Below are 21026 nucleotides of genomic sequence, written 5' to 3' on the forward strand. Positions count from 1 at the left end.
CGCGAAGCGAGCCTCGAAGGACGAGGGTGAAGGGTCTAGAAAGCTTTGAAACCAGCCACTGCCGACCTTTTCCCATCACGCCGCCACCTCCGCGCCACCCGCCCGCGCAGCCTTGCGCCGCGCCGGAGCGCCGACTCGCAAGCGCCGGTCGAGGAGGGAGACGAAGCCGCCGAGCATCATGGCCAGCGCGCCGAGCCAGATCAGCGTCACCAGCGGCTTCCACCAGATGCGCACGACGATGCCGCCATCGGCGAGGCCGTCGCCCAGCGAGAGATAATACTGATTGAACCCGTGGGTGACGATGCCCGCCTCCGTTGTCGGCATGCGGCGGGCCGGATAAAAGCGCTTGGCGGAGATGATCGTATCGACAGGGCGCGCGGCGCTGTCCATCAGCGTGAAACGCCCCTGCTCTTCCGTATAGTTCGGGCCGCTGGCGGCGGCGAGGCCCTCATAGCGCAGCTGATAGCCCGCGACCGGCACGGTATCGCCCGGCTTCATCGCCACCACCTGCTCCGTGCCAAAAGTAGTGACGCCGACAATGCCGAGCAGCGTGACGCCGAGGCCGAAATGAGCGAGCGCGGTGCCGAAGACCGAGCGCGGCAGGCCGACCAGCCTCGCAAAAGCGGTGCGGACAGATACCTTGCCGACGCCGGATTTGAGCGCAAGGTCCGTCAGGCTTCCCAGCATCACCCAGACGGCAAGGCCAATGCCGAATGCAGCGAGTACCTCTCCGGCGGAAGTGCGATAAAGCACGAAGCCCACCGCAAAAAGCGCCAGAGCAAAGGCCGTCATCAGCCGCTGCGCCACACCCAGGAGATCGCCGCGCTTCCATGCCAGCAGCGGGCCGAAGGGCACGGCGGCAAGCAGCGGGATCATCAGCGGGCCGAAGGTCATGTTGAAGAAGGGCGCGCCGACGGAGATCTTGTCGCCGGTCAACGCCTCCAGCAGCAGCGGATAGAGCGTGCCTATCAGCACGGTTGCCGCCGCTGTCGTCAGGAACAAATTGTTGAGGACCAGCGAGCCCTCACGCGAGACTGGCTGGAACAGGCCGCCGCTCGCCAGGCTCTGGGCCCGCAGCGCGAAGAGCGCCAGAGAGCCGCCGATGAAGAGCGTCAGGATCGCGAGAATGAAGAGGCCGCGCCCCGGATCGGTAGCGAAGGAGTGGACGGACGTCAGCACGCCCGAGCGCACCAGGAAGGTGCCGAGCAGCGACAGCGAAAATGTGAGAAGCGCCAGCAGCACCGTCCAGATTTTCAGGGCCGAGCGCTTTTCCATCACCAGCGCCGAGTGCAGCAGCGCCGTTCCGGCGAGCCAGGGCATGAAGGAGGCGTTCTCCACCGGGTCCCAGAACCACCAGCCGCCCCAGCCCAGTTCGTAATAGGCCCAGTAGGAGCCGACCGCGATGCCGCCAGTCAGGAACATCCAGGCGGCGAGCGTCCATGGCCGCACCCAGCGCGCCCAAGCCGCGTCGAGCCGGCCCTCGATCAGCGCGGCGACGGCGAAGGAGAAGCACACCGAAAAGCCGACATAGCCGAGATAAAGCAGCGGCGGATGCACGGCGAGGCCGATATCCTGCAGGATCGGGTTCAGATCCTGCCCCTCCAGCGGCGCGGGGCTGACGCGCGCGAAGGGATTGGAGGTGGCGACGATGAAGAGGAGAAAGGCCGTGGCGATCCAGCCCTGCACGGCCAGCACATTGGCCTTGAGCGCGGGAGGCAGGTTGTTGCCGAAAGCGGCGACAAGGGCGCTGAAAAAGGCAAGGATCATCACCCAGAGCAGCATGGAGCCTTCATGATTGCCCCATACGCCGGTGATCTTATAGAGGAGCGGCTTCTGCGAATGCGAGTTCTCGACCACGTTCAAGACCGAGAAGTCCGAGACGACATAGGCGTGGACCAGCACGGCGAAAGCCAGCGCGATGAAGGCGAAGACGGCAATGGCGGTCGGCGCGGCGACGCCCATCATCCGCGCATCGCGCCGCCGCGCGCCGATGACGGGCAGCATTGACTGCACCAGCGAAAGCGCCAGCGCCAGGGCAAGCGCGAATTGTCCGATCTCGGCGGTCATGCGTGGCGCCCTTTACATTTGAGTGAAGCCGCCCGGTCGTTCCTACCCCCCTCTGTCCTGCCGGACATCTCCCCCACAAGGGGGGAGATTGAATGGGAGGCCCGCTTTCGCCAATCGTCAACGTCGAAGGATAAAACGCCTTCATCGATGAAGGCCAATCTCCCCCCTTGCGGGGGAGATGTCCGACAGGACAGAGGGAGGTGTTCAAGCGCCAGCGTTTCCATCTCAACGCGCCTCTTCCGTATGCTGCCAGAGGCCCTTTTCCTTCAGGCCATCGGCGACTTCCTTGGGCATGTAGCGCTCATCATGCTTGGCGAGAACGCTGTCGGCGATGAAGGTGCCGTCCGGATTGAAGCGGCCTTCGGTCACCACGCCCTGCTCCTCGCGGAAAAGATCGGGCAGGATGCCGTCATAGACGACTTTCACGCTCTTGATCGTATCGGTGACGGAAAATTCCACGCGGGTGCCCTCGCCGCGCTTGACCGTCCCCTTTTCCACAAGCCCGCCCAGTCGGAACCGCGCGCCGGAGGCAACATCCTGCGCGGTCAGATCGTCGGGCATGCGGAAATAGCGTATGTCCTGGCTGAACGCGACGAGCACCAGCGCCACCGCCAGACCCAGAACGGCCAGCGCGCCTGATATCACGGCGAGGCGCTTCTGTTTGCGGCTCATGGTTTTGCCTCCGTCGACTCCAATCCAAGCCCCTTGGCGAAGGCGATAAGATCATGGCGCTTTTCCGGCGCCAGCGCCTCGCTGCCGCGCTTCAGGGCGGCGGCGGCGTCTTCGCGGCGGTTCAGCACCAGATAGGAGCGGACGAGACGCTTCCAGCCATTGAGATCGTCAGGGTTCTGCGTCAGCCGTGCATCAAGCCCGGCAACCATCGAATCGATCTGTGCCGCGGCGCTATCCAATTGTTCCTGTGCTTCTTCCGGGGCCGTGCCGCCGGCGGCGGCCGTCAATGCCTGCCCGAGCCCCAGCGAGCGCCCCGCCGATTCGCCCTGCAGACGGATGGCATTGCGATAGGCGTTGGCCGCATCCTCGAACCGGCCGAGGCGCAGATAGATCGGGGCGAGCACATCCCATCCACGGCCATCGTCAGGATTCTGCTTCAAATGCGCCTCCGCCCGCGCGATCAAATCGCCGACCGCGTTCTCCACCGGCCTTTGCGCAACGCGGCCGGCCAGCGGCTCGGACGGAAGATCGGGAGAGCCGGTCAGGCCATAAAGCCCCCAGGCGACCAGCGGCACGGAGAGAACAGCGCCCAGCACGGTCCAGCGCGCCCCCTGCCCCGTCGCGGGCGCATGCTCCGCCTCGTGGCCTGCCCGCAAAAGGCGGCGGCCGATCTCGGCGCGCGCTTCGTCGGCGCTCTGGGGATCGATCAGGCCACGGCCGGCGTCAGCCTCCACTTCGCGCATCTGGTCGCGGTAGACTTCGATATCATACGGCGCGGCAGCAGAATCCAGCGCCCTCCTGCGCGTCAGCGGCAGGAGAACGGCAAGCGTGGCGGCAAGCGTCAGAAATACAGCGGTCAGCCAAAATCCCATGATGGCTCGAGACATAGCCGCCCGGCGGGACGAATCCAATCGGGAACCGGACAAATAGGGCAATTCGCCGCAAATTGCGGGTGGTCAATGCGAAGCGCCCGTCCCTCCCCCTTGCGGGGAGGGTGGCCCGAAGGGCCGGGTGGGGGTGGTGACGTTTGCGCTACGATCTTCGAAGCAAGCGCAAACGTCACCACCCCCATCCGCCCGCTAACACGGGGTTCGTCGCTCCTCAATCCCCGCAAGGGGGAAGGAGGGCGTTTCCTACGTCAACGGCGTCCAGCTTCCGTCCCCGTTCCTGCATGCGGTGCCGCGTGCGGTCTGGGGGGCGCCGTTGACGGTGAAGGTGTGGGTATATTGCCGGCAGTTCTGGGAGCCGACCTGATAGGGCTGCGCGGCGACCACTTCGCCCGACGCGTCGGAGCCCTTCCAGCTCGTGGCGTCCCCGGCCCGCGCATATTCCAGCGCCTTATATTCGGCTTCCAGCGCCTTCCTGCGGTCGCCGGAGGAGAGCCTGCTCGCGGCGGTGCCGATGAGGCCGTTGCCCAGCGCGCCCAATACGTCCGATCTGGCCGGCTTGGATGAAGGCCCGATCGAGATCAGGGATGGGCGCGGGCCGGAAACCGTGCTGCAGGCGGAAAGGCCGAACAGGGCAAGGACAAGGGCTGCGGAGAGGGCTACTGGCTTCATCGGGCTCTCAATTCAGGGACATGAATAATCGAATGTTCATAGCGATTTATGTCAAGCGGTCCATTATAGACGCGCTTTCAATTGCAATCAATTTTCAACAAGAGGCAGAACGATTCGTGCGGCGAGCCCGCCAAGCGCCGATTTCTCCAGTTTGAGCGTTCCGCCATATTCGCGCACCGTATCCTGCACGATGGAGAGGCCGAGCCCGGTGCCCGGCTTGGTTTCGTCCAGACGATGGCCGCGCATCAGCGCCTCCTTGATCTTTTCCTGAGCAAGCCCTGCCCCATTGTCCTCGACCGCCACTTCGAAGCCGGCATGGGGCGTCATGTCGCCCTTTCCGGCGAAATCAGCCGGGGAAAGGCTCAACCTGATGACCGAACGGCCCCATTTGGCGGCGTTTTCCATCAGATTTCCGACGATTTCCTCGAAATCCTCGCGCTCGCCCGCGAAGACGGCATTCGGCAGGCGGTTGTCGAAATCGATGCGGTAATTGGGATTGAGCTTGGTGGTCACGCGGATCATCCGTTCCAGAACCGGCACGACGGGGGTGCGAAAAACGACGCTGTCGCGCTGGGCCGCGATGCGCGCGCGCTGCAGATAATGCTGCACCTGCACCTGCATCGCCTCGCTCTGCTCCACGACCACCCTGCCCTTCTCGCCGCCGATGCTGCGCCCCTCGTTGACGAGCACGGAGAGCGGCGTCTTCAGCGAATGGGCGAGATTGCCGACCTGCGTGCGTGAGCGCTCGACGATGCGGCGGTTGTTTTCGATGAGCGCGTTCATCTCCTGTGCGAGCGGCGCGATCTCCAGCGGCAGGTTGCCGTCGAGGCGGGAGGAGCGGCCCTCGCGGATATCGGCCAGCGAGGCGCGCACCTTGTCGAGGGGGCGCAGGCCGAACAGGATGATGGCGGCGTTGATGAGGATACTGCCGAGGCCGAAAATGCCGAGATAGGTATAGAGCGTGTTGCGGAAATCGCGGATTTCCTTCTTCACCTCGCTGAGATTGCCCATCACGCGGAAGCGCGCCACGCGGTTGGCGGCGTCAAGCACCACTTCCGTCTCCACGACAGACAATTCCTCTCCCTTCAGGCCCTTCTCCGTATAGGTGCGGGTGAAGGACTGGTCGAACGGCACCTTGGAGAGCGGCTCCTGCGGAATGGTGTGGCCGGCGAGCGATTGCGATTCGAGCAGGCCTTTCAGGTTCGTGGTGACGGGCTCCACGGTCCAGTACCAGCCGGAAAGCGGGCTGGAATAGCGGATTTCGCCCAGTTCCGGCCGTCCCTGCAGCGTGCCGTCAGGCGAAACGCTGACCGCGCCGACAAGGCTGAACAGATGCGCCGAAAGAAGCCGCTGGAAACTATGCTGCGCCGCCTCGCTATAAAGCGCGGAAATGACCGTCGCGACCACCATGAGGCCGACAATGACCCACACCGTCGACAGGGTGACGACACGCAGCGCCAGCGAGCGCGTGGCGGGGATGAAGCGGAGGGCGGTCAGGGACAGGGCCTTTCGTTTTCGGAATGGTTCTCGTTCGATGGAATCAGCGCCAAGCGCTCTCGTGGTTCGAGGCTCGTTTCGCTGCGCTTCACTCGCACCTCACCATGAGGGCTGCTGATACGTCTGCGCTCCTGCAACTCCTATCCTGAGACGCCGCGATCGTTACCCCTGAGGCGCTGCGCCCCTTCACCCTCATCCTGAGGTGCTCGCGGAGCGAGCCTCGAAGGGCGAGGGTGAAGGGATCGCCATGGCGCTGTTTCCATCACAACACACCCTAACTATCCCGCCGGATGCGATACCCCATGCCGCGCACGGTTTCGATGAGATCGATGCCCATCTTCTTGCGCAGGCGTCCGACGAAAACTTCGATCGTGTTGGAATCCCGGTCGAAATCCTGGTCGTATAGATGCTCCACCAGCTCGCTGCGTGAGACCACCTCGTCCATGTGATGCATGAGATAGGAAAGCAGGCGGAATTCGTGCGAGGTCAGTTTCAGCGGAACGCCATCGACGCTCGCCTTGGAGGATTTGGTGTCGAGGCGCAGCGGGCCGCAGGTGAGTTCCGACGAGGCATGGCCGGCGGCGCGGCGGATCAGGGCCCGCAGGCGCGCCAGCACTTCCTCGATGTGAAAAGGTTTGGCGACATAATCGTCCGCGCCCGCGTCGATGCCGGCGACCTTGTCGCTCCAGCGGTCGCGTGCGGTCAGCATCAGCACGGGCATGGTGCGCCCGTCGCGCCGCCAGCGCTCCAGAATGCTGATACCGTCCATCTGCGGCAGGCCGATATCCAGCACCACCGCGTCATAGGGCTCGCTGTCGCCGAGATAATGGCCCTCGATGCCGTCATAGGCGCGGTCCACCACATAGCCGGCCTCGACCAGCGCCTCGGAGACCTGACGATTCAGATCCTTGTCGTCCTCGACGATGAGGATGCGCATATATACTTCCACTATTTTAGCCGCATTATGCGACGCCAAGTTTCACTTGGCTGCAAATGCTCTATCGCTTCAAGCTTAATTCGCGGGAACCGCGACCTCGACGCGGCGCGGGCGCTCGCCATCGCGGCCGGGCACGAGCACCACGACGACGCACATCTCCCGCCCGTTCTGCGTGGAGGGAGTCGCCTTCGTCAGGGTCCCGCCCTGTTCGGCGGCGACCTTCTGCCCGACGGCGACGCAATCGCCGGCTACCTCGGTGACGAGGGTCGCCTTGGCGGGCGACGTCACCGGCAAGCTGCCAGCGTGCGCGGCGGCGCTACCGGCCAGGACGGTCAGGGCAGCGATCAGTTTCGGAGCGAACAAGTGTTTCATCATGGCGCCTTCCATAGCGCTTTCTAGCTGAACAATGAATGAACGGTAAAGGCCCCGACTCCCATCACCGAAGCATTCCCTCACATATTGTTACATATCGTTAATCCGCAATGTTAAGAAAACATTACGAAAGATTACGAAAGGCGGGAATTTGCGTGGAAGCGGCCGACGATGGCAATAAGACCGGATACGGCAGTGATGAGTTGCATGATCGTCTCGACCAGCGCCGATTGATCGACCGCGTCTGCCGCAAAGCCGAACAGGCCAGCGGCGGAGACGCCGAGCGTGACGACGGAGGCCCAGATGGTCTTGGATAGATACCAGGGTTTGATGGTGTTCATGTGAGGGTTCCTTTTTGGGTTGGGGATTTAAGTTCTGCATTCAATGGAAGCGCTGGCGCTCACCCCCCTCTGTCCTGCCGGACATCTCCCCCACAAGGGGGGAGATTGGCCTGCATCGATGACGGCGCTTCCTGAAAGGCTGGCGATTGGCGAAAGCGGACCTGACAAACAATCTCCCCCCTTGTGGGGAGATGCCCGGCAGGGCAGAGGGGGGTGCTCGTAGAGCAAATCCGCTTAAGGATGGATCGCCATCAAACCGAACCGCCCCGCCCCCATCCGCGCGCTGACCATCGCCACGGCCAGTTCGAAGGGCTGGCCCAAGCCGCCCAGATCGGCGGCACGATCCGCCGCGCCATACGTCCAGCGCGGCTCGCGCACCTCGACCGTGCGGACCACCGCTCCACCCCGCCGCACCTCGACGCGATAAAGCTCCTGTTCCTCGCCGAGCGGGATATCCGTGCCAAGCCAGCTATCGGCGTCGATGCGTCCGCGACGGACCCAGTTTGCCGAGAAGTCGCCATTCGCCATCATTCGCGCAGCGACGTGAACAGGGCTCAGGGGCTGGAGGGCGCGGACGCCACCGGTCATCGATACCGTATCGAAATAGGCGTCCGAGAAGTCGCGGCCCGCCGTGCCGATGCGCCAGTTGAGCGCTAGGCCGATTTCCGAAGCCTGAAGTCCGGCGGGCGCGACGGCTTCATTGAGCAGGATGAAGGGCGTTCCGGCGGGCTTGGTGATGGAGGCTTCTTCCTCCGTGCCCAGTTGCCCGCGCAGGAGCGCCGTCAGCCGCCATTGGCTCTCCGCCGTTTCCTCGGCGTTGAGGAACTGGAACACCTCCCAGCTTCCGTCGGGCGTCTGCAAAAGGCCGGTGTTCGCGCCGTTGCAAAGCTGCTCCATGGGCTGCGAGCTTAGTTCCCCGGCATAGATGAGCACATCTATCGGGTGGGCGCGGACCAGCCTTCCACTGCCCGGCGAAGGCGGCAGCGGAGAGAGAAGTTCTCCCATGACCGCGCGTTTGCCCAGAAGCGCGCGGGCGGCATAGCCTTCGGCATGCGGCGAGGCATAGGCGCTGACGCCGCGCCAGGGCTTCGCATAGGCGGCGAGGCGCAGTTGCGCCGCCGCATCCTCCGCGCCCGGCCAGGCGGGCAGGTCGAGAAGGAAGCTCAGCGGCTTGCCTTCGCTGATCGGGCTTGCGGGCGGCTGGGGCGGCAAGGTTCCGGTGTCGGGCGTCCTCACATGCGGCGCGACGGCGACGGCCTGCAATTGCCGCGCCGCACCATCTTCGAGCGAGGTGATGACGAATTCCCGGTCCTCACCGGTCAGGCGCACCCGGTCGCCCACCGTCAGGCCCGCATGGTCCCAGGGAACGCCGAGGCTTTTCGTATGCCGTGAAGCCCAGCGGCGTTTCAGCCAGCTCTCCGCCAGCGCCCTGGCCTGCCCCGCTTCCATCGCGCCCGCCAGCGTCAGCGTCTCGGTGCCCTGCCCCCGCGCCTCCTGCCGCAGGGCGGTGGCGCTGCCGGTCTGATAATCGCGCAAGGGATCGCTGAAGAAGACTTCCACGCTGCCGGGCAGATCGTTGCGATCCTCCAGCACGGAGGTTTCCGCCGTGCCGTCGTCGCTCATCACCATGTCGTCGATCAGGCTTGGCTGCAATAGCCGCGCGGCGCTGCGGAAGACGAAGCGGCCTTCCGCCTCGAACGCCTCGACGCCGAAGAGATCGAGCAAGGGTTCCAGCACCGAGCGGGCCGATGTTGGCTCACCGATGGCGAAACCGGAGAGATGGCCATCGGCGGCTGATGTATCCGGCGCGTCCAGCCCGAAATCCGCGAAGATCGCTGCGATGAGGTCGCCAAGCGCCACGCCGCTTAAGCGGCCGTTCAGCCAATGGCCGAGACGCCAATTGTCGGCGTCGCCCCAGACATCGCGCTTCAGCGGAAATTCCGGGAAGGGCCGCGTGTCCCATGCCCAGAGATAGATTCGGCTGCCGTCGAGCATCCGCGCGCCATAGATCGGCGAGACAGGATTGCCCGCATTTGCGCCCCGGTTCCAGTAGTCGAGATGGGCGGCGAGGAAGCGGCTTTGCGCCAGGTCGGAGCGCGAGCCGTCCGAAAAGTATGGAATGGCGTTTTCAGAGGATTTCGGGTCGGGGAAGACATTGGGCTGGTTCGGCCCCTTGTCAGCCGCGGGGCAGCCAAGCTCGGTGAACCAGAATGGCTTGGACCTTGGCTGCCAGGCGGTCGGGGTCGTGCTCTCCCTGCCGCCGACCCGGGTATAATGCGGGTTCTCCCACCAGCCTTTCAAATCCTTGTAGCGGAACACCCAGGGTTTGCCCGCCAGCCCATCCGATATGGGCGAGCGCACGCGGTTGCGCCGGTCGGCCTCGCTGGCGTAATACCAGTCGTATCCCTCCCCGCCCGCGATGTTGGCGATGAGGCCATCCATGTCATAAGCGGCGGAAATCCCGTCCGGCCCGAAATGCCGGTCATCCTCGTCGCGCCAGTCGGAAAGCGGCATGTAATTGTCGATGCCGATGGCGTCGATGGCGGGATGGGCCCAGAGCGGGTCGAGGTGAAAGAACATTTCGCCGCTGCCATCCTGCGGGTGATGGCCGAAATATTCCGACCAGTCCGCCGCATAGGTCAGCTTGCAGCCGCTCCCAAGACGTGAGCGCAACTCGGCGGCAAGATCGCAAAGGCCTGACACGAAGGGAAAACCATTGGCCCCGTCGCGAAGGGTGGTGAGCCCGCGCAGTTCCGAACCGAGCAGGAAAGCCTCGACGCCGCCTGCCGAAACCGCCAGATCGGCGCAATGGCGGATGAAGCGGTTATAGCCCCATGTGCCGGTGAGAAAGGCTGAAATCTGCGCCGTCACCGCCGCCGTGTGGTCGGCGCTCAACGGATAACACGTGATGCGCCCACGCCACGGATAGGCCGGTTGGGTCCCACCATAGGGCGACGGCTGGCTGTTGCCGGGCGCGATGTCCATCATGATGAAGGGATAAAGCGTCACCATCAGCCCGCGCGCCCGGGCGTCGCGGATGGCGGCGACGACGCTGTCGTCCGAGGGCGTGCCGCCATAGGCCGCCTGCCCCAGCGCGTTGCGGGTAATTCGATGCGCGGCGGCGCGGGTGAGGCCGTCCACTTTCCATGTCCGGCTCGGCTTCCTCGCCGTCTGCTCCACCACGCCCGGGCGGATGGTGCATACTCCGGCGCGCAGATCGTCGCCGAACCAGGGCACGACCAGCGCCACATGCTTCAGATTGGGGCAGAGCGCCTGCAGCTCGTCCATCGCGGCGGTCCAGTCGCTGGCGGCGCGCAGCGTGTTGCGGTTCAGCGCCCGCGTCTCGCCCGGCCTCGGCTCGTCCGTCACCGCCACGGGCGACAGGCCGAACTCGGTCGAGCCCGGAATGAGCGCGACGGCGGTGATGCTGTTCGCAAGCGCACCTACGGGCCGCATCACCTCGAACTGGATCTGCGGCAGGCGGCGGCCATAATCGTCGATGGGCATGCGCTCGAACACGATATAGGCCGTGCCGCGATAGGCGGGCGCGTTGCCGTCCCCCTGCTTCGCCTCGATCAGCGGGTCGGGAAGCTGGTCCTCCGTGCCGCGATAGATCCGCATCTCCACCTTGGTCTGGTCCAACTCCTTGCCGTCCACCCATATGCGGCGGATGCCGGCAATCGGCCCTTCCGCCACCGCGTAGGCGGCATTGGCGTAGTAGCTATATTCCGTGGTCTTCGCCCCGCCACCCTTGCCGCCCTGGCGGGTGGTCTTCGACTGTTCCTCGAAACGGGTGGCCCATATGAGCGAGCCGGAAATGCGCACCGTGCCATAGACGAAGGGGAGCGAGGCCCCCTCCTCCGCCGTCGTCGGCTTGGCCCCGGCCAATCGCGGCCCTTCCGCATGGCGGGTGGAGTTGATGAGCGCGGTGTCGATGAGATAGCCGCCCAGCGCGCCCGCCGCAGCACCGATCGTGCCGCCAATCGCGCCGAACAGGCTGCCGCCGATCGCTGCGCCTGCGGCCTGGAGGAGGAGTGTGGCCATGGGAGTTCTCTTGGTTAGAGCTTTGCGCGGTCACACCCCCCTCTGCCCTGCCGGGCATCTCCCCCACAAGGAGGGAGATTGGCTGTCAGTTCCGCTTTCACCAATCTCCAACGTAGCAGAACTGGCGGTGCGCTAAATGCTGGCAATCTCCCCCCTTGTGGGGGAGATGCCCGGAAGGGCAGAGGGGGGTGAGAACCAGCGTTTCAATGATGAGGAGCTGGAAACACAAACACCCCCGCAATCTTCCGCCGCCATTGCGGAACGAGCGCCGAGGCCATCACACGATGGCCCTCATAGGCGTGGATGAAGCGATTATCGGGCGCGAGGATGCCCAGATGCTTGGCCGCAACGCGCGGGCGCCAGCGGAACACCAGCAAATCTCCGGGCTGCATCGCCTCGACGGGCCTCTCAGCCATATATCGCCGCGCCGCATCGAGCATCGCGTCGCTATCGCCCGCCACCTCCGCCCAGTCAGGCGCGTATGTGGCAGGCGTTTCCGGCTCCTTGCCATAAAGCGCGCGCCAGACACCTCTGATAAGGCCGAGGCAATCGCAGCCGACGCCCTTGGACGACGCGCCATGGCGATAGGGCGTGCCGATCCAGCTTTCGGCTTCGTGCAAGACTTTCAACGCGGTCATGGAACCAGCGGGCCTCCGTCGAACTCGTCGTCGCCGCTGACATAGGCATAGGCGGCATCATTGCCGGGCAGGTGCGGGAAGCCGCGATAGTTGACGGCGTTTGCGAATTTCGCTTTGCAGGTCGCGAAGCTCTTGTCGCAACCGGCGATGACGCGGAACGTATCGCCTGCCGCTATTGGAGCGCCGGGGATGTCGCGCAGCGAGAGCCGGGCCGCGCCAGCGGACGAGACATGGCTCACCACCACCGCCTCGCGCCCCGCATTCGCTCCGCTCAGCCAGCGCAGAATGCCATTGGCGAACCAGCCAGCTTGGAAGCCGCCAAGGCCGGATGCGGCAAAGGCGGCGTCACCGGGCTCAAGCACCGTCCCCGTTCCCGCATAGCGCGGATCGTTTGCATTCACGCCGCAGCGCCCGTCGCCCACTTCCGCGTCGCAGGCGCGCATGATGCGGCGGCCTCTGATCTTGTCGAGCGCAGCGGCGCTGCTTTTGACTTCCGCGACGAACCTGCCGTCCGCTTGCGTGATCTTGCCGATGGTCGAGCGGCGCAGCAGGACGCGCTCATCCGGCGCGGACCAGTTGACGAGCCAGGTTTCCACCGACGCGCCGTCATAAAGCCCGCGCTCGATGTCGGCCTTGTCGATGGCAGCCGAGGACAGCGCACCCTCGATTTCCGCACTATCGACCGACAGACCCAGGCCCGCACTCGCCTCGCTACCGCTCATTCCCGTTTGCGGCTCGCACGCTACGCCTGAGACTTCAAGCGGCCTGTCATGATCGGTAAAACCCAGCGCCACGCCATCCTCCCGCCGGATAATCCAGACGAAACAATGGGTTGTGGCGTTTCCCCGCAAATGGGATTCAAGGGGTTGAGGGATGGGGGTCATCGTTCGATCTCCCCCTTCACCCTCGTCCTTCGAGGCTCGCTTCGCGAGCACCTCAGGATGAGGGTGAAGGGGCGTTGCGCCATGCAACAACAACGAAGGGTGGCGGCGGTTCCAGTAGCCCTCATGGTGAGGTGCGATTGGAGCGCAGCGGAATGAGCCTCGAACCACGAGGGCGCTTGGAGACAGATCATGCCTTCACCTCTATGATTGGTATGGACGGAATCTCCCCCGCCTTGAAGGTGGCGATGCTGGCGGTGAGGCGGTCGGTGTCGAAGCGCGCGGCGACGTCGAACATGAAATCCGCCGTGACGGGCGCGCCGGCGAGCGGAATGGCATCGGGCGCGAAGGTGACAATCCCGGTGAGGCTGTCGATGGCAAAAGCCTCGCCTTCGATCATCTCGACGCCGCGAATCTGCACCCTGACCGACCCCGCGACCGGCTTGCCGATGGGGCGCAGATAGGCATACGCGCCCTCGCCATAGCGCTTGACGAGCGGATAAGTCGCGGTCACGCCATCGCCAGTGCCGATCAACTCCCCCTTCGCCGCATGGTCGAACGGGTCGCGGAAGCGAAAGGCGTGGAGCGAGCCGCGCCGGGCCTCGAAGAAGGCGAGCACCTCGGTCAGATCCTCTAGGGAGCGCAAGCCGGTTCCCGCATCGAAATGGCGGCGCGACTGGGCCCAGCGCGCATTGCGCTTTTCATGGCCTGAGGTGAGCGTGACGATCTCGTTGCGCCATTCCGGCCCACCCGTCGCGCCGAAGGAGACGCCGAGGGGAAAGCGGACATCGTGGAAGGAGGCGATTTGCGGCATGATTATAAGCTCCTCGATCCGCGTCGGGCCGCCCGCGCCAACATGCTCGATACCTGCGCTTCCGATTTCCGGAAGGAGGCGGCGTCAGGTGTGGAGACATTGAAGACGACCTGCATGGGCTTGCGCGCCCCGCCCCCCGCCGCGACGCCCAGGCTCCCATCCGCGCCGCGCGCCAAAGGCAGGATGGCTTCCGCCCCCGCCTCGCCGGTCAGGCCCAGCCCGCCATTGCCCATGCCGAAATAGGTGGGGCTCGAGACAACGCCGCCCTTGGCAAAGGGCGTCACGCCGCCGAGACCGCCGGTGAAGCCGGAGAAGAGCGAGGACATCAGGCCCTGCAACGGCTTCATCCCCGCATCCAGCGCAAGTCCGGCGAGATTGGTGGCAAGACCGCGCAACACGTCGTCGAGCCCGCGCCCGCTCACCGCCGCGCTTTTTAAAGCTGCCGTCAGGCTCGACCCGAAGCGGTCGGACTTCTTTTGCAGATCGTCGAGCGCGCGGTCGAAGGCGCTGGTGTCGGCATCAACGGCGACGGTGACATTTTCGTTTGCGGCCATGATTTTCACTCGTCAGGAAAGGCCCGCATCAGGGCGTCAAGGGTCTGGCGCGAGGGGGCATTCGCTTCGCGCTCGCCGAGGCCCAGCGCAGCCGCCAGCTCGCGCGGCGTCATGGACCAGAAGGTTTTGGGAGAAAGCCGCAGATGTCCCAGCCCCGCCCGCATGGCTGCCGCCCACGGAAATGCAGGCGCTGAATCAACTGCGGCCCTCAAGGGTTTGGCGGAGAATCGCTTTCCGGCTTCGGCGCGGTGCCGAAGGTCGCCGTCAGCAACTCGCTAACGATGCGGGCATACCCCGCCGCGCCGCCATCGGCCCGCATCTCGGCCACGTCTTCCTCGGTGAGGGTATGCCCGCCGCCTCGCAAACCCGCCGTGATGATGCGGATCATGTCGCGGGCCGACAGCCGGGCGGAGGAAAAGCGGGCGATCAGCGCCGTCAGATCCTCGGCCTCGAAAGCCGCTTCCAGTTCCGCCAGCGCGCCCAGCGTCAGGCACAATGCCCATTCGCGCCCGTCGAGGATGGCCGCCACCTCGCCGCGATGCCGGTTCACCATCATGCGATTTCTCCGAAACTGACGACTCCAGCCGATTCCAGCGCGATCTCGAAGGTGACTTCCGCATCGTGATTGCCGCCATATTCGAGCGCGGTGATCTGGAACAGGCCGGTGAGCGCGCCGAAATCAGGCAGGATGATCTGCCAGTTCAGGATATCGCCGTTGAAGAAGGCGGCGCGGATGAGCGCATCGGAGGCGGCGTCCTTGAAGATGCCGGAGCCAGTGACGGAGGCGCGCTGCACCCCGCTGCCGCCCAGCAACTGCCGCCACCGCCCCGCCGCGTCGGCATCGGTGACGTCAACCGTCTCGGCATTGAAGGCGATGCGCTTGGCGCGAAGCCCCGCGCAGGTTTCATACCCGCCGCCTGAGCGGGCGAGCTTCAGCAATATGTCCTTGCCACGTTGGGCGGCCATGGGATTTGCTCCTGTGGAGTGTTTCGGTTGGAAACGTTGGCGGGACAACACCCCCCTCTGTCCTGCCGGACATCTCCCCCACAAGGGGGGAGATTGGCCTTCATCGACGTGCGGCGCCAATCTCAGACGTTGAAAATAAAGGGCGGCGCGTCGTGCCAGCCAATCTCCCCCCTTGTGGGGGAGATGCCTGGCAGGGCAGAGGGGGGTTGCCTGACGCTGACGCCACAACACGTTCTGCGCTAAACCACCTCCGTCACCGCCCGGTACCGCAGCAACCCGTGATACCCGTCCCGCTCATCATCATTGCGGGCCTGCTGATATTGCAGGGCGAGGCTGATGAGGCGGTGGCCGTTCAGGGTCAGAGTGGAATCGCGCAGGCGCGCGGCGATCATCTCCATGATCTCAAGCACCTGCTTGCGCCCGCCGGCGCGGGACCAGACATGGATGGTGAAGAGATGCTCGTCGCCGAGCTCCGTATCGGTGCTCCAGTCATAGACGGCGGTCTGGCCGAAGGTGACATAGGGAAAGGAAGCTGACGCGGCGATGTGGTCAAAGACTTTCGGGCCGCCGAGCTTCGCCCGCAGCGCGAAATCGTCCAGAAGGGTGAGATAGATCGCCTTCTGCAGTTCCAGGCTGGCGCTCGTCATGGCGTTCTTCCCTTTCCAAGATGGCTATTCCGCGCGAGCGCAAGGCCCGGATCAGGCCATCCGTTGTGAGGCGCATGGAGAGTTTCATCGCCCCTCCTCCCGGACCCGGCAGAGGCAGTAGCGCCCGCTCTCATCCGGATCGTGAATGGTGAGGATGGTGAACGCCCGCTGCCCCTTGCGCAGCCGCATGCCGCTGGCGATATCGTCGCGAAAGCGCAGAGTGATGCGGTGGGTGATTTCCTCCAGCGGCTGCTGGCCGAAATTGCGGGCAGCGTCCGAGACTGGCTCGATGCGGCCCCATAGGGTGGCGATTTCCTGCCAGTCCTCGGTAAACCCGCCGATGCCATCGGGGACGGGTGCCAGCCGTTCCAGCGCCAGCTCGCTCGAAAAGCGCCCGGCATCGATGAAGATCGTGTTCATAGCGACACCCTGCGCCAGAGTGCTACCTGCCGATCGAAGGCGGGCGGGAAGGAGACCGGCTGCGCCTCGCCGTCGAACGCGCCGCGGAACTCGTAAAGGTGTGCGGTCAGCGTCAGGATGGCGTGCTTCAGGCCGTCAGGCACATCTGCGCCCGTATCGCCGAAGCCGGCGGTGAAGTCGATTTCCAGTCCGCCCAAAGAAGAGCTATCCACCCGCTGGCTGAAATAAAGCCGCTGCGGCCGCGAGCCCTGATGGAGATGCCGCTCGCCGGGGGCGATGATGACAGGCGTGCCGTCCGGTCTATAAGCGCGGACTTCCACCACCTCGCGCACGGGATAGCGGTAGAGCGCGATGCGGCCCGAGCGCGGCCAGCGGTCGAGATGGAGCCGCCAGGTCTGGGTGACGAGCGCCAGCCCGGCCTGCGTCTCCACAGCTTCCCGCGCGGTGCGCAGAAGTTGGGTGATGACAGCGTCCTCGTTGGCGGTGGAGATTTTCAGGAACGCCCGCGCCTCGGCGAGCGTCACCGGCTCCACCGCCGGCGGCGTGATGATGTGCATGGTCATGGGAGGTCCTCAAGGGCTATCGAACGACTGCTGTTGGCACCAGGGACACCCCCCTCTGCCCTGCCGGGCATCTCCCCCACAAGGGGGGAGATTGGCCTTCATCAGCGCCCGATGCCAATCGCAAAGGTTGGAGGATAAGAGGCGTGGCCCATGCCAGCCAATCTCTCCCCTTGTGGGGGAGATGTCCGGCAGGACAGAGGGGGGTGCTCGAAAGGCGAATTACGCGGCCAGTATTACGCCCCCACCTTCAACAGCTTGATCGCGTCGAAATCCTGCACGCCGCCGCCCACGCGCTTGGTGGTGTAGAACAGCACATAGGGCTTGTGGGAATAGGGATCGCGCAGGACACGGACGCCGGTGCGGTCCACCACGAGATAGCCTCTGGCGAAGTCGCCGAAGGCAATCGGGGTCGCATCCGCCGCGATGTCGGGCATGTCCTCCGCTTCGATCAGGTTGAAGCCCATCAGCGAGGCGGTGGCGCCGACAGTCGCCGGGGGCTGCCAGAGATAATTGCCGTCCCGGTCCTTGAGCTTCCTGAGCGCGCTCTGGGTCTTGCGGTTCATCACCCAGGTGGCATTCTGGCGGTAGCCGGATTTCAGCGAATAGACGAGATCGATCAGCACGTCCGACGCGTCCTCAGCCGGCAGGCCGCCGGCAACGCCGGTGGCGACCACGCCGAGCCTGCCCCATTGCCATTGCGCTTCCGCAATGGTCGGATAGTTGAGAAGCCCGCGCGGCTTGCTCACGCCATCGCCTGCGACAAAGGCCGCGCCCTCCTGCTCGGCGAAGGCGGTTTCCACCTCCGATGAAATCCATTGCTCCACATCAACCGCCGCATCGTCAAGCAGCGAGGCGGTGGCGGCGGGCATGGCGTAGAGTTCCATCGTCGGGAACTGCAGTTCGGCGAGCATGGCCGAGGCGGTTTCAGGGCGGGCGTCGGTCTCGCCGACCCAGCCGACCACCGGGCCGCTGACCGAGAACGGCTTTTTCAGCACCGCGCCCGAGACCTGCCGCACGCTGGCGATAGAGCGGATGGGCGAGAGCCTGGCAAGCCGCTTGCCGATTTCCGCCTCCAGCTCCGCCGGGACCAGATAGCCGCCATCGGGGCCGGAGCCATAGGAATGGGCCTTGGCTTCCAGCCCGCGCAGGGCCTGCTCGTCGCCGCGGCGGACATAGCTGTCGAAGGCGTTCTTGTGCTCCAGCGAGGCGGCCGGGCTGACGCCGCCGCCCAGCGCCGGGCGACTCTGCTTCAAGAGCATCTGGTCGAGCGCCTGCTTCTGCTCCTCCAGGCTGCGGTTGATGCGCTCGACCTTCTCGACCGTCAGCACATCGGGGCTTATGCGCTTTTCGATTGCGCCGAGCCGCTCGTCATTGGTCTTCTTGAACTCGTCAAAGGCCGACATGAATTCGTCGAAGGCGTCGGCCACATCATGGCCATTGCCCAGCGCCTTGACCTCGACGCCTTTCGTCTCGGGGGCGGTGCTCATTACTTCCTGCATCGGTGTTTCCTTCTGGGTTAGAACTTCTTCGCGGCGGCGCGGATGCGTCGGGCAAGGCTGGGGATGGCGGGGAGTTTCCATCGCTTGACGCTGGCGATGCGCGCGGCGGGGAGCATGGGAAAGGTAACGACGGAGATTTCCCAGAGGTCGGCCTCATGGATACGGCGGATGCCGCTACGCGCGTCCTTGCGGGCCCGCACGGCGCGAAAGCCGATGGAGAGCCCGTCGATGGCGCCGGAGCGCATGAGTTCCAGCGCGTCGTGCGCCCTGGGTACATTCCTGGCGAGACGCCCCTCGACATAGAGGCCCCGCGCGTCCTCGCGGATGACCCTCCACACGCCGATGGGCTCGCCCGCATCGTGCTGCCACAGCATGCGGATGCCCGACACGCCCCGCGCCTTCAGCGATCTGGCGAATGCGCCGCGCTCGATGACGTCCTGCCCCAGATCCACCTCGCCGAACAGGCTGGCATAGCCGGAAAAGCTGCCGTCTGTATCCACTTGTTCCAGCGCTATTCCGGCCCGCTTTGTCTCAATCTCGTTCATTGAGCGCTTTCCTTTCTGCAAACCGGGTGAAGATGCCGAGCGCCGACCATGCGGCGAGGCTGGCGGCGGCGGAGCCCATCAGCATCAGTTCGGTGTTTCCCAGCATGCCGGTGATCGAAAGCTGTTCGGCGAGCTTCACGCCCGCCGCGCCGCCGAAGACGAGGCCGCAGATGATGCCGACCGCAAAGCGGATCGCCGCCTCGCGCTTGCCCCTGGGCAGGACATAGGCCAGCGACACGGCGGACCCGGCGACAGCGCCCGCCGCCTTGGCCAGCCATAGCCATGCGGTGTCGCCCATTTCCTGAAAGGCGGTCATGGGATGTTCCTCGTTTTTTATAGGAAGTTCGCCGGCGTAGCGCCCTCCTTCCCCCTTGCGGGGATTGAGGAGCGTTCGGCCGAAGGCCGAGGAAAAGCCAACGATTTGGCTTTTCCAGCGACGAACCCCGCGTTAGCGGGCGGATGGGGGTGGTGACGTTTGCGCTTTTGCTGGAGACAATGACGCAAACGTCACCACCCCCACCCGACCCTCCGGGCCACTTGCCGGGGCCGAGCCACGGGTCTCGGCCCGTCCTTCGGACCCCCGCAAGGGGGAGGGAAAGAGGGCGCTAATACCCCACCGCCTGCCGCTTCTCCTCGTTCGTCAGAAACGCCGCGCCGGATATGCGCGCCCACAGGGCGTCGCGCTCTGCCGACAGGCCTTCAACCCGGTCGAGATCATGCTCCAGCCGCAGATCGCCGCCGTAGAGCGGGCCGAGCCAATTGCCGAGCGCCTTGGCGGTGCGGGCAATCAACGGCAGCACCGTCAGGCGGTAGAAGGCGCGGTTGGCTTCGGCATAGTTGGCGTAGGTGTTGTCGCCGGGAATGCCCAAGAGCATCGGCGGGACGCCGAAGGCGAGTGCGATGTCGCGGCTGGCGGCGTTCTTGGCCTCGATGAAATCCATGTCGCGCGGGGAAAGGCCCATCGCCTTCCAGTCGAGCCCGCCTTCCAGCAGCAAGGGCCGCCCTGCCCCCGCCGCGCCGGTATAGCCCTCCTCCAGTTCCGCCTTCAGCCGGGCATACTGGTCGTCGCTCAGATTGCCGCCATCCTTGGGCGCATAGACCAGCGCGCCAGACGGGCGGGCGGAATTGTCGAGCAGCGCCTTGTTCCACGCGCCTGCCGCATTGTGGATGTCGAGCGCCATCAGCGCCGCTTCGAGGGGGGCGAAGCCATAGTGATCGTCGAGGGGGTGGAACAGCCGCAGATGCAGCGCCCGCCCCCCGCCCGGCTCGTCGAGCGGCACGATGCGCTTCACCGCGCCGCAGCGATAGGTCAGCGCCTGCGGCCAGCCATCGGCGTCCGTCTCGACAGTTACGCGCTCGGGGCGCAGCAGATGCAGCTCGCGCGCACCGCCGGGCGTCTCGACACGCTCCACATAGGCGTCGCCGGAGAGGAGCAGATGGCCGTAGAGCGTCTCGAAGAAATCCGCGCCGCTTATGCTCCTGTTGGGTTTTCGCAGAAGATCAAGCAGCGGATGCGTCTCGTGCTCGCGCGCGTTTTCATAGAGCAGCCACGGCACCGCGCCCGCCGCTTCCGCTATCATGCGCACCGCGCGGTGGACGACAGGGTTGCGCATGAAGCCCTCGCGCGCCAGCGTCGTGTAATCCCGGGCGATCCAGGACGCGCGGTTTTCCATGTGCAGGGCTACGAAGCCGGTGGCGGATTTGGTTTCGGTGCGCGTGAGGGTATTCGCAGCGCTGCGTCGCCACGGCCAGGGGATGGGCATGGTGGGGGCCTCTCGGTGTGTGGGTAAGATTGCTGGAAATGCTGGCGGGACAGTACCCCCCCTCTGTCCTGCCGGACATCTCCCCCACAAGGGGGGAGATTGGCTGGGAGGTCCGGTTTCGCTAATCGTCAGCGCCGCAAATAAAGTGCCGTGATCGATGAAGGCCAATCTCCCCCCTTGTGGGTAGGGGAATCGCACATGAGTATAAAAGCGTTGTTGCAAGTTAGCGGAAAATAGATTCTGAGGG

Annotated in this window: 23 protein-coding genes; all 23 read right to left on the reverse strand. The window is 65.1% G+C overall.

Annotated features, from left to right (window positions below; translation table 11 throughout):
* Positions 1-75 precede the first annotated feature (75 nt).
* The 23 genes from IEX53_RS11100 to IEX53_RS11210 all read right to left on the reverse strand — a co-directional run bounded on the left by IEX53_RS11100 (position 76) and on the right by IEX53_RS11210 (position 20779).
* Complete coding sequence (locus IEX53_RS11100; RefSeq protein ID WP_188824224.1) at positions 76-2067, reverse strand: heme lyase CcmF/NrfE family subunit; 1992 nt, start codon at positions 2065-2067, stop codon at positions 76-78.
* Positions 2068-2292: 225 nt separating this feature from the next.
* A complete protein-coding gene (ccmE, locus tag IEX53_RS11105) occupies positions 2293-2739 on the reverse strand; it encodes a cytochrome c maturation protein CcmE (RefSeq protein ID WP_188824225.1) in 447 nt (148 codons plus the stop codon).
* A complete protein-coding gene (gene ccmI / locus IEX53_RS11110) occupies positions 2736-3611 on the reverse strand; it encodes a c-type cytochrome biogenesis protein CcmI (RefSeq protein WP_188824226.1) in 876 nt (291 codons plus the stop codon). Before ccmI ends, ccmE begins: the two co-directional genes overlap by 4 nt.
* Positions 3612-3872: 261 nt before the next feature.
* On the reverse strand, positions 3873-4298 hold the full coding sequence (locus tag IEX53_RS11115) for an RT0821/Lpp0805 family surface protein (RefSeq protein ID WP_188824227.1): 426 nt from the start codon (positions 4296-4298) through the stop codon (positions 3873-3875).
* 87 nt (positions 4299-4385) lie between these two features.
* A complete protein-coding gene (locus IEX53_RS11120; protein ID WP_188824228.1) occupies positions 4386-5708 on the reverse strand; it encodes an ATP-binding protein in 1323 nt (440 codons plus the stop codon).
* Between the two features lie 361 nt (positions 5709-6069).
* Complete coding sequence (locus IEX53_RS11125) at positions 6070-6732, reverse strand: response regulator transcription factor (protein ID WP_188824229.1); 663 nt, start codon at positions 6730-6732, stop codon at positions 6070-6072.
* 75 nt (positions 6733-6807) lie between these two features.
* Entirely contained in the window at positions 6808-7104 is a 297-nt protein-coding gene (locus tag IEX53_RS11130; protein WP_373288631.1) for a hypothetical protein, read from the reverse strand.
* A gap of 134 nt (positions 7105-7238) precedes the next feature.
* Positions 7239-7445, reverse strand: coding sequence for a hypothetical protein (locus IEX53_RS11135; RefSeq protein ID WP_188824231.1), 207 nt, complete (start codon positions 7443-7445; stop codon positions 7239-7241).
* 234 nt (positions 7446-7679) lie between these two features.
* Complete coding sequence (locus IEX53_RS11140; RefSeq protein WP_188824232.1) at positions 7680-11489, reverse strand: baseplate multidomain protein megatron; 3810 nt, start codon at positions 11487-11489, stop codon at positions 7680-7682.
* A gap of 203 nt (positions 11490-11692) precedes the next feature.
* The gene (locus IEX53_RS11145) at positions 11693-12127 is read right to left on the reverse strand and encodes an NlpC/P60 family protein (protein WP_188824233.1); all 435 of its coding nucleotides are present in this window, start codon (positions 12125-12127) and stop codon (positions 11693-11695) included.
* Positions 12124-13011, reverse strand: a complete 888-nt coding sequence (locus tag IEX53_RS11150) for a phage/gene transfer agent baseplate hub protein (RefSeq protein WP_188824234.1) — start codon at positions 13009-13011, stop codon at positions 12124-12126. Before IEX53_RS11150 ends, IEX53_RS11145 begins: the two co-directional genes overlap by 4 nt.
* A 187-nt stretch (positions 13012-13198) precedes the next feature.
* Positions 13199-13822, reverse strand: a complete 624-nt coding sequence (locus IEX53_RS11155; RefSeq protein ID WP_188824235.1) for a DUF2460 domain-containing protein — start codon at positions 13820-13822, stop codon at positions 13199-13201.
* A 2-nt stretch (positions 13823-13824) separates the two neighbouring features.
* Positions 13825-14376 carry a phage tail tape measure protein gene (locus tag IEX53_RS11160; RefSeq protein WP_188824236.1) on the reverse strand — a complete coding sequence of 184 codons (552 nt, stop codon included), beginning with the start codon at positions 14374-14376 and terminating at the stop codon, positions 13825-13827.
* 5 nt (positions 14377-14381) lie between these two features.
* Positions 14382-14588 carry a rcc01693 family protein gene (locus IEX53_RS11165; protein ID WP_188824237.1) on the reverse strand — a complete coding sequence of 69 codons (207 nt, stop codon included), beginning with the start codon at positions 14586-14588 and terminating at the stop codon, positions 14382-14384.
* Positions 14585-14932 carry a gene transfer agent family protein gene (locus tag IEX53_RS11170; RefSeq protein WP_236016137.1) on the reverse strand — a complete coding sequence of 116 codons (348 nt, stop codon included), beginning with the start codon at positions 14930-14932 and terminating at the stop codon, positions 14585-14587. The genes IEX53_RS11165 and IEX53_RS11170 overlap by 4 nt, the downstream gene beginning before the upstream one ends.
* A complete protein-coding gene (locus IEX53_RS11175; RefSeq protein WP_188824238.1) occupies positions 14929-15342 on the reverse strand; it encodes a phage major tail protein, TP901-1 family in 414 nt (137 codons plus the stop codon). The genes IEX53_RS11170 and IEX53_RS11175 overlap by 4 nt, the downstream gene beginning before the upstream one ends.
* A gap of 239 nt (positions 15343-15581) precedes the next feature.
* Positions 15582-15989: a DUF3168 domain-containing protein gene (locus tag IEX53_RS11180; protein WP_188824239.1), complete on the reverse strand. Its 408-nt coding sequence runs from the start codon at positions 15987-15989 to the stop codon at positions 15582-15584.
* Positions 15990-16073: 84 nt separating this feature from the next.
* Positions 16074-16409 carry a phage head closure protein gene (locus IEX53_RS11185; RefSeq protein ID WP_188824240.1) on the reverse strand — a complete coding sequence of 112 codons (336 nt, stop codon included), beginning with the start codon at positions 16407-16409 and terminating at the stop codon, positions 16074-16076.
* Positions 16406-16972 (reverse strand): head-tail connector protein, encoded by a 567-nt coding sequence (locus tag IEX53_RS11190; RefSeq protein WP_188824241.1) that lies wholly within the window; start codon positions 16970-16972, stop codon positions 16406-16408. Before IEX53_RS11190 ends, IEX53_RS11185 begins: the two co-directional genes overlap by 4 nt.
* Before the next feature lie 233 nt (positions 16973-17205).
* Entirely contained in the window at positions 17206-18471 is a 1266-nt protein-coding gene (locus IEX53_RS11195) for a phage major capsid protein (RefSeq protein WP_236016138.1), read from the reverse strand.
* Between the two features lie 17 nt (positions 18472-18488).
* On the reverse strand, positions 18489-19016 hold the full coding sequence (locus IEX53_RS11200; protein ID WP_188824242.1) for an HK97 family phage prohead protease: 528 nt from the start codon (positions 19014-19016) through the stop codon (positions 18489-18491).
* A complete protein-coding gene (locus IEX53_RS11205; protein ID WP_188824243.1) occupies positions 19003-19332 on the reverse strand; it encodes a DUF6107 family protein in 330 nt (109 codons plus the stop codon). Before IEX53_RS11205 ends, IEX53_RS11200 begins: the two co-directional genes overlap by 14 nt.
* A gap of 289 nt (positions 19333-19621) precedes the next feature.
* Positions 19622-20779 (reverse strand): phage portal protein, encoded by a 1158-nt coding sequence (locus IEX53_RS11210; RefSeq protein WP_188824244.1) that lies wholly within the window; start codon positions 20777-20779, stop codon positions 19622-19624.
* Positions 20780-21026: the final 247 nt, after the last annotated feature.

Origin of the sequence: Paramesorhizobium endophyticum (genome assembly GCF_014640615.1) — a bacterium.
GTDB lineage: Bacteria > Pseudomonadota > Alphaproteobacteria > Rhizobiales > Rhizobiaceae > Paramesorhizobium > Paramesorhizobium endophyticum.

Excerpts from the sequence above, each read along its gene's own strand:
- IEX53_RS11100 (WP_188824224.1), bottom strand. The coding sequence starts at position 2,067 with ATGACCGCCGAGATCGGACAATTCGCGCTTGCCCTGGCGCTGGCGCTT.
- ccmE (WP_188824225.1), bottom strand. The coding sequence starts at position 2,739 with ATGAGCCGCAAACAGAAGCGCCTCGCCGTGATATCAGGCGCGCTGGCC.
- ccmI (WP_188824226.1), bottom strand. The coding sequence starts at position 3,611 with ATGGGATTTTGGCTGACCGCTGTATTTCTGACGCTTGCCGCCACGCTT.
- IEX53_RS11115 (WP_188824227.1), bottom strand. The coding sequence starts at position 4,298 with ATGAAGCCAGTAGCCCTCTCCGCAGCCCTTGTCCTTGCCCTGTTCGGC.
- IEX53_RS11120 (WP_188824228.1), bottom strand. The coding sequence starts at position 5,708 with ATGGTGGTCGCGACGGTCATTTCCGCGCTTTATAGCGAGGCGGCGCAG.
- IEX53_RS11125 (WP_188824229.1), bottom strand. The coding sequence starts at position 6,732 with ATGCGCATCCTCATCGTCGAGGACGACAAGGATCTGAATCGTCAGGTC.
- IEX53_RS11130 (WP_373288631.1), bottom strand. The coding sequence starts at position 7,104 with ATGAAACACTTGTTCGCTCCGAAACTGATCGCTGCCCTGACCGTCCTG.
- IEX53_RS11135 (WP_188824231.1), bottom strand. The coding sequence starts at position 7,445 with ATGAACACCATCAAACCCTGGTATCTATCCAAGACCATCTGGGCCTCC.
- IEX53_RS11140 (WP_188824232.1), bottom strand. The coding sequence starts at position 11,489 with ATGGCCACACTCCTCCTCCAGGCCGCAGGCGCAGCGATCGGCGGCAGC.
- IEX53_RS11145 (WP_188824233.1), bottom strand. The coding sequence starts at position 12,127 with ATGACCGCGTTGAAAGTCTTGCACGAAGCCGAAAGCTGGATCGGCACG.
- IEX53_RS11150 (WP_188824234.1), bottom strand. The coding sequence starts at position 13,011 with ATGACCCCCATCCCTCAACCCCTTGAATCCCATTTGCGGGGAAACGCC.
- IEX53_RS11155 (WP_188824235.1), bottom strand. The coding sequence starts at position 13,822 with ATGCCGCAAATCGCCTCCTTCCACGATGTCCGCTTTCCCCTCGGCGTC.
- IEX53_RS11160 (WP_188824236.1), bottom strand. The coding sequence starts at position 14,376 with ATGGCCGCAAACGAAAATGTCACCGTCGCCGTTGATGCCGACACCAGC.
- IEX53_RS11170 (WP_236016137.1), bottom strand. The coding sequence starts at position 14,932 with ATGATGGTGAACCGGCATCGCGGCGAGGTGGCGGCCATCCTCGACGGG.
- IEX53_RS11175 (WP_188824238.1), bottom strand. The coding sequence starts at position 15,342 with ATGGCCGCCCAACGTGGCAAGGACATATTGCTGAAGCTCGCCCGCTCA.
- IEX53_RS11180 (WP_188824239.1), bottom strand. The coding sequence starts at position 15,989 with ATGACGAGCGCCAGCCTGGAACTGCAGAAGGCGATCTATCTCACCCTT.
- IEX53_RS11185 (WP_188824240.1), bottom strand. The coding sequence starts at position 16,409 with ATGAACACGATCTTCATCGATGCCGGGCGCTTTTCGAGCGAGCTGGCG.
- IEX53_RS11190 (WP_188824241.1), bottom strand. The coding sequence starts at position 16,972 with ATGACCATGCACATCATCACGCCGCCGGCGGTGGAGCCGGTGACGCTC.
- IEX53_RS11195 (WP_236016138.1), bottom strand. The coding sequence starts at position 18,471 with ATGCAGGAAGTAATGAGCACCGCCCCCGAGACGAAAGGCGTCGAGGTC.
- IEX53_RS11200 (WP_188824242.1), bottom strand. The coding sequence starts at position 19,016 with ATGAACGAGATTGAGACAAAGCGGGCCGGAATAGCGCTGGAACAAGTG.
- IEX53_RS11205 (WP_188824243.1), bottom strand. The coding sequence starts at position 19,332 with ATGACCGCCTTTCAGGAAATGGGCGACACCGCATGGCTATGGCTGGCC.
- IEX53_RS11210 (WP_188824244.1), bottom strand. The coding sequence starts at position 20,779 with ATGCCCATCCCCTGGCCGTGGCGACGCAGCGCTGCGAATACCCTCACG.